This is a genomic window from Polaromonas sp. UBA4122 (assembly GCA_002381615.1).
GTDB lineage: Bacteria > Pseudomonadota > Gammaproteobacteria > Burkholderiales > Burkholderiaceae_C > Polaromonas.
The window spans coordinates 1-6,471 of record DFWY01000170.1 but is presented as its reverse complement, the minus strand read 5'-3'; the positions used below and the strand labels follow the sequence as shown (position 1 = coordinate 6,471).

Sequence of the window (6,471 nt, the reverse complement as noted above, 5' to 3'; positions counted from 1 at the left end):
TTCAAAGTCATGTCGCTGATGCGGGAATTTATTTTTGCAGCGGGTTCACACGCATAAACAAGTCCGCCAGTACGCACCATGTCGCCCCCCTGGTGTTGATACGGATCGTCGTTGAAAATTTTGTCGCAAAGTTTTTCCAGGTGTTGTTTGATTTCGGCACCGGTCATTTGCACCAAAGAGGTATTGGGGTAGGTGATTGCAGTCTGCTCCATCAAATTTTCGCGGGTGATCATTTGTCCGGGCAATAGCGTGGTCCCCCAACGGAACCCGGGAGAAAAGGCAATCTCTGCGCCTTTGACTTGCATCAGTGCTTCGACAATCAGCTGGTCCCATGAACCGTTGAAATTGCCGCGTCTATAAAGCAGTTGCTGACTTTCGGCAATCGGTTCCTGAAGAAGACTTTGGTAAGGCGCACGCACTCGATCGATGGTTGCCTGCATGGCGGGGTCGGCTGGCAATAGTTCCGAAAAGACCGGCAACAAATGATATCGATAGTCGGCAACGCGACCATGTTTTACGTCAAAATCGATCGTGGCAAGAAATTTACCGTGGGATCCGGCGTTGGTGACGATGGTTACACCGCCGGAGTTTTGCACCACGCTGGGCACCGGCACGCCGTCGTGGGTGTGTCCCCCAAGTATCATGTCGATCCCGGAAATACGCGAAGCCAATTTAAGGTCGATGTCCATGCCATTGTGCGAAAGCAGTACGACCACTTGCGCGCCTTTTTTGCGCACCTCGTTGACCACCGCCTGAAGGCGCGCTTCATCGATACCAAATTCCCAGCCGGGGGTGAATTGCGCACCGTTCGCCCAAGGCGTGTAGGGAAACGCCTGACCGATAATGGCAACCGGAATGCCATTTTGTTCACGAATGACATACCTATCAAACACCGGGTCGGCAGTGTCCTCATGCACGATGTTCTGGGCGATGAAGGCGACCTTGTCCTTGAAATCATTGCGCACGACATGCAAGACGCGCTCGGCACCGTAGGTAAATTCCCAATGCCCAGTCATTACATCGACGCCTAACGCAAGCGATGCCTCCACCATATCCTGCCCGGCAGTCCACAGTGCCGTGGCCGAGCCTTGCCAACTGTCTCCTCCATCCAGCAGCAAAGCGTTGGGACGGCTTGCTTTCAGGCGCTTGACCAGACTTGCGAGATGCGCGAAACCACCTACCTTGCCGTAGGCTCGGGCCGCAGCACAAAAATCGAGATGGGAAAATGCGTAGGCCTGCCGACTGCCCGGCTTGATGCCAAATCTGTCCAGCAGGGTTGCACCGACCAGATGCGGTACTTTACCCTCAGCGCTGCCTACGCCGAGGTTAATGCTGGGTTCGCGATAATAAATGGGCAGCAGTTGGGCGTGACAATCGGTGAAATGCAAAAGGCTGACGTTGCCAAAAGCCGGGATATCGTACAGCTGTTCTGCGCTATTGGGCGTGTTTGAATCTGTAGGTACATGAATTTCCACTGGTATCCCCTTTTCAGAACTGATTTAACAGGCTGCTGAAATACTAGTTTCAGCTCCAGAAGTCGTCTCGAAAAATAGTCATCTACCCCTTGCCGACATCGAAAAAATTGCTTGTAGCTCGTTCTACGCGGTCAGAATTTTTCGCTGCCAGGGTGTTGATAGGTATTTCAGCACCCTGATAAGCGTAGCACCAGAGCATCGTCAGCAGCCGCAACATAGAGTGTGCCTGTTAAAACCTTCCCTAATGCGAGCCTGGATGCCTCGCTTTTGCCTCCATCAGCAGATGGGCGATTTCTGCCGCCGAATGCACGCCCAGCTTTTCCATCGTGTTGTGGCGGTGCACCTGGACGGTCTTGTCGCTGATCCCCAGTTCGCGGGCGATGACTTTGCTGGGCTTGCCGGCGGCCATCAATTCCGCCACCTCGCGCTCGCGCGCGGTCAACGCCGCCAGCGCGCTTTGCGCGGCGTGGGATTGCGTATTTATCCGGCAGTCCTTGATGCTGCGCTGCACCGCGCGCGTAACCGCATCGAGCAATACCTGATCCTTGCACGGTTTTTCGAGAAAGTCGCAGGCGCCGGTTTTCATCGCCTGCACCGCCATGGCCAAATCACCGTGGCCGGTCAGAAAGATGATGGGCAGGTGTACGCCATGATCCTTGAGCGTTTGTTGCAGTTCCAATCCGCTCATCAGGGGCATGCGCACGTCGAGCACCAGGCAGCCCGGCACAGACCCGTCGTAACGGTCGAGAAAGTCATGCGCCGACTCGAAAGACGCCACGCGCCAGCCCGCCGCATCGAACAGATACGCCAGTGAACGGCGCATCGCATCGTCATCGTCGACTACAAAAAGCATCGCATCGCGTTCGTTCATATTTCTCCCTGTGATTCTTCCCTCGGCAGGCTGAACCATACCGCCAGCCCTGCATTGTCTGCATTTGCCACTGCCGACAGCGTTCCCCCAAGCGATTCGATAATGCCTTTGCTAAGCGACAGGCCCAGGCCGAGGCCCTCGGGTTTGGTCGTGTAGAACGGTTCGAACAGGCGTGCGAACTGTTCAGGCTTAAGGCCGCAACCGGAGTCACGCACGGTGATGAGATAGGCGCAGGCTTCCGCCCTGAGCTGCACCTCGATCGGCTCCTGTGCATGGCCGGCGGTCTGCTGCGCATCCAGTGCATTTTTCAGCAGATTGAGCATGACCTGCTGGATCTGCAAGGGATCGGCCATCACCTTGGCCGACCCCTGAATGGCGGTGGACCGCCAAATAACATGTGCTTCTGGATGAGTGCCGGCAAACAGGGCGATGGCTTCGCCCAGGACGGCTATCAGATCGACCGACTTCTGTTCGGATACCCTTTTTTGGGCGAAAGCGCGGATGTTGCGAATGATGCTTGCCGCCCGCTCGCTTTGCGTGACAATTTCGCTGGTTCCTTCCAGCAGAGGCCCCTGTTCCAATCGGCCTGCCGTAATGCGCCGTGCAATGCCGCGGGCGAAATTGCGGATCGCCGCCAGCGGCTGATTCAACTCGTGCGCGATCGCGCTTGCCATTTCACCGAGGATGGCGAGCCGCGCGGCATGGTCGAGCATGGTTTGGCGCAAGCCCGCCTCTTCTGCCATGCGGCGCTGCTCCTCCTGCGCGTCGCGTAGCGCGCGGGTGCGCTGGCTCACCAGGTATTCGACCCGCACGGTATGCACCGCCCAAACGACCAACAGAGCCAGAATCAGCAGCAGCCAGCCCCAGTAGAGCCGCAGCAAGCCCTCGAAGGTCCATTGACGAAAATAGGCATAGGGGCCGATTTTCAGTTCGCGGGACAGCTCGTCGACAACCTGATAATCGGCGGGTACGGCCCAACTATAGCCTTCTGCGGTACGCGGCATGCGCAACAAGGCGATGGCCACTTGCTTGGACAGTTCCGCCGGGGTATGAGGCAAGGCGGCTATCGGCCAGTCGGGGTATAAGCGTGATGATGTTTGGCACTGGAAGCCCTTGGTGGCGATCGGCGCCAGCACACGCAACTCTCCGGCACCAATCTCGCCGCTGCGGATCATCTGCTCAAGCAGGCAGGTGGGAATAATGCCGGCGTCGGCTCGGCCTGCACGAACTGCATAGACAATTTTTTGAATCGGAAAAGCCGTAAACTGCAGACTGGCCAGATTATGCTCAGGATCGACACCGGCCTCCAGCAATTCGCGTGCAGCGATCTGGTAACCCCCGAACGCATCCGGGCCGACCGCCAGCACATGCTTGCCAGCCAAATCCGTTAATGTATGCAAGTGCGCATCGTCGCGCACCACGATGGCCGATCCTATCGATTGCCTTGGCGACAAGGCCCAAGGCGACTCGATGGTCGCGATGCGGCTGGCGCCATCGCTATGTTCAAGGGCGACATAGTGGCCGCTGCCGGTGATGACGAAATCAATGGTCCGTTCATGCACCGCACGCGTCAGTCCGGCTTGGTCGAAATCAAGCAGAACGAAACGATGACCCGGAATGCTGGCTTCAAGCCAATTCCTGACGTAGGACCAATCGTCCTGTACCGCCTCGGCGCCTTTATATGCCAGCACGCCGATCCGCACTGTAGCCGTATTGCTGGTGCCCGCAATGGATGGATGAAGCAACAAGCTCACGCCCATCAAGAAGGCCGCAAGCCGGAAAATTTGGCGCAACAAAAACATGGTTTTAATTTTCCATCCTTGGATTAAAACCACCTGCTTCGGTCGGTTTGCGGAATGCCGTTTCGGCCTTATGGAGTTATCGGCAGATACCCCGATTTTTCAAAGTCGACCAAAGCGCCAATGCCGGAAACAACCACGCGGCTATACGGCAAAAGATCCTCTACTCCGTAGCCTTTCAGTTTCATGGCGACTTGGCACTCGAATATTTTGACGCCTCCTTGGTGGAGGGCTTCAATCATTGGCCGGTTGGGATTGCCTTTCGGGTGCGAATCTTTTACTTTTGAGTCATAAGCCTCATCGGTGAGCAGGAATTGTGCACCGTCGCCCCGGAATACCATGGCAATCTCGAAATCTTTCCCGGACGTCATCCCCAAGGCAGTGTATTGGTCCAACAGATTTTTCACGCCAAGCACCTGCTTGCCGATGCCTTTGGAAGTGGTGTCGGTACTGTTGACTTGCACGACAACCTTGATGCCGGTCCTATTCTCAATCTGAAGCGGCGCTTTTTTGCTTTCTGCGGCTACCGGAGGGCTCTCGGCATAGACAGGCAATGGGAAACTGTGGATGACAAGCGTAGCGATGACGAGGGCAAGACGTAACGGTGAGGTTTTGGGTTTCATTGGTTTCAAGCTTTCGTGGTGGGGTGGGCTAAGGTCAATATAGAAGACAACAAACAGCACAGCCGCTCGGTATTAACCGAAGCGGAGGCCAGGGAATACCGCCGCAGAAAAACTGCCTGGTCAGCGAAATTTTTGCAGTTCCGGATCGTCGATTTTCTGTTCCGGCAATCCAGTAATACGGGGAATTTCCGATAAGCGCGGCATGCCTCCTTTTACGTGGACCTTTCCGCCACTGTCTTTCCACACGATTCCTGGCGTGCCATCGATAGAAAATTTTTCCATCAATTCACCGTTTTTGCGAATTTTTTCGGCAACCTCGGGTTTCGAAGGCGCGCCCTGCCCCTGCGCTAGCGGTGCACCCAGACGATACTGCTCTTGCATGGCGCGAAATGCGCTGGTCTTATCTTTCGCTGCCATGATGGCCGCCGCCTTTGGCAAGCTGGTTTCGCCCAGTACGGCAACCGGAATCCACCTGACCTGCAAGCCGGCTTTCTCATATGGCTGCAGTGCCTTCCACGTGAAATGACAGAACGGGCAGTTGGCGTCGAAAAAAACATAGAGAACGCTTTTTGGATTTTTGAGCGACCCTTCCACTACGTTATCTGCCCGCTCCAGTTCCTGAAAGCTTGCAGCATAGTCGGGCTGCGGGGCGAACTGGCTCGCATACTGTGCATTGAGCGGCTTGCCGTTCTCATCAATCACTTCACCCACCAGCATCGTTTTACCGTCGGGGGTGGTATACACGATTGACGACTGGCCTCCCTGCGACAGCACCCAACCAGTCAAGGAAGAAACGGCGGGAAAGGTCTTTACCACCTTGATTCCCCGTGCTACCGCAGCCTGAATCTGTTTCGGATAGTCTGCAGCGCTAGCTGCGTTATTGGCACCAAAAAAGGCCAGACCAATCAATGCGGTTGGCGCTATTCGCTTGAGGAATGAAAAAGGGTGAGATGGTGAGTTAAGCATGGCTTCGTTCTTTGAATTGTAAAAATAGGGTAATGACAAAATTTATTTTGAGATGCAAGGAATACGGTCCTGGTCAGCTCTTCGCCTGCGCGGCCAGAGCCATGATTGGCAAGGAGAACAAAACTGCAAATGGAACAAGTGGTTTTTTGATCATTGGTGATTTACTCCTTGCTTGAAAGATCTGTGGGCGTGCGTAGTCGCTTTAATTTGCTGGCCAGCGAGGCGGGTGATAGCCCACCAAGTTGGGTATCGACCAGCCGTCCGTTGGCGTCGTAGAACAGCGTGGTCGGTAGCCCCGCCGATCCGACCTCGCGGCCGAGGTGGGCGCCAGGGTCGAGCAGAACATTGGCAAGATCAAGCCGACTGGCGGACAGGTAGTGTTGAGCTGTCGCGCCATCTTCGCCCTGGTTGACAAAAACAAAGCGCACACCAGTTTCCTGTTGCTGCGCGGCGGCTAGCACCGGCATTTCGCGCCGGCAGGGAGGGCACCAGCTGGCCCACAGATTGACCACCATGGGTTTACCTGCTGCCAGTGCAGCGAGGTCTGCCGGCTCCCCCGCAAGTGTCGTCAACGACACCTTAGGCAGAACCGGCCGTTCCAGCATGCGCAGCGCGCCAAACATCCCGCCCCAGACAAGCGCCCCTGCTGCCAGCCCCAGGATCAGCGGTTTGCGTGATGCTGCACGGCGCCAGCCGTGCCAGATCGCCACCAGCAACGCCGCCACCATCCCGGCCCA

At 56.1% G+C, this 6,471-nt stretch carries 7 protein-coding genes; 1 reads left to right on the top strand and 6 read right to left on the bottom strand.

Annotated elements, in window-relative coordinates; all coding sequences use genetic code 11:
- The 5 genes from soxB to dsbG all read right to left on the bottom strand — a co-directional run.
- On the bottom strand, positions 1 to 1,475 hold a 1,475-nt coding region (gene soxB, locus B3F77_RS20540), incomplete at its 3' end, for a thiosulfohydrolase SoxB (protein ID WP_293606755.1).
- 241 nt (positions 1,476 to 1,716) lie between these two features.
- Positions 1,717 to 2,346, bottom strand: coding sequence for a response regulator transcription factor (locus B3F77_RS20535; RefSeq protein ID WP_293606754.1), 630 nt, complete (start codon positions 2,344 to 2,346; stop codon positions 1,717 to 1,719).
- Positions 2,343 to 4,049: a sensor histidine kinase gene (locus B3F77_RS20530; protein ID WP_293606753.1), complete on the bottom strand. Its 1,707-nt coding sequence runs from the start codon at positions 4,047 to 4,049 to the stop codon at positions 2,343 to 2,345. The genes B3F77_RS20535 and B3F77_RS20530 overlap by 4 nt, the downstream gene beginning before the upstream one ends.
- A gap of 167 nt (positions 4,050 to 4,216) precedes the next feature.
- A complete protein-coding gene (locus B3F77_RS20525; protein WP_293606752.1) occupies positions 4,217 to 4,768 on the bottom strand; it encodes a DsrE family protein in 552 nt (183 codons plus the stop codon).
- 120 nt (positions 4,769 to 4,888) lie between these two features.
- The gene (gene dsbG / locus B3F77_RS20520; protein WP_293606751.1) at positions 4,889 to 5,734 is read right to left on the bottom strand and encodes a thiol:disulfide interchange protein DsbG; all 846 of its coding nucleotides are present in this window, start codon (positions 5,732 to 5,734) and stop codon (positions 4,889 to 4,891) included.
- Between the two features lie 32 nt (positions 5,735 to 5,766).
- Here dsbG and B3F77_RS20515 point away from each other — a divergent pair, with 32 nt between their 5' ends.
- A complete protein-coding gene (locus B3F77_RS20515; protein ID WP_293606750.1) occupies positions 5,767 to 5,910 on the top strand; it encodes a hypothetical protein in 144 nt (47 codons plus the stop codon).
- Here B3F77_RS20515 and B3F77_RS20510 read toward each other — a convergent pair.
- On the bottom strand, positions 5,896 to 6,471 hold a 576-nt coding region (locus tag B3F77_RS20510; RefSeq protein WP_293606749.1), incomplete at its 5' end, for a TlpA family protein disulfide reductase. The two genes, B3F77_RS20515 and B3F77_RS20510, sit on opposite strands and share 15 nt — an antisense overlap.

Excerpts from the sequence above, each read along its gene's own strand:
- B3F77_RS20535 (WP_293606754.1), bottom strand. The coding sequence starts at position 2,346 with ATGAACGAACGCGATGCGATGCTTTTTGTAGTCGACGATGACGATGCG.
- B3F77_RS20515 (WP_293606750.1), top strand. The coding sequence starts at position 5,767 with ATGACAAAATTTATTTTGAGATGCAAGGAATACGGTCCTGGTCAGCTC.
- B3F77_RS20525 (WP_293606752.1), bottom strand. The coding sequence starts at position 4,768 with ATGAAACCCAAAACCTCACCGTTACGTCTTGCCCTCGTCATCGCTACG.
- dsbG (WP_293606751.1), bottom strand. The coding sequence starts at position 5,734 with ATGCTTAACTCACCATCTCACCCTTTTTCATTCCTCAAGCGAATAGCG.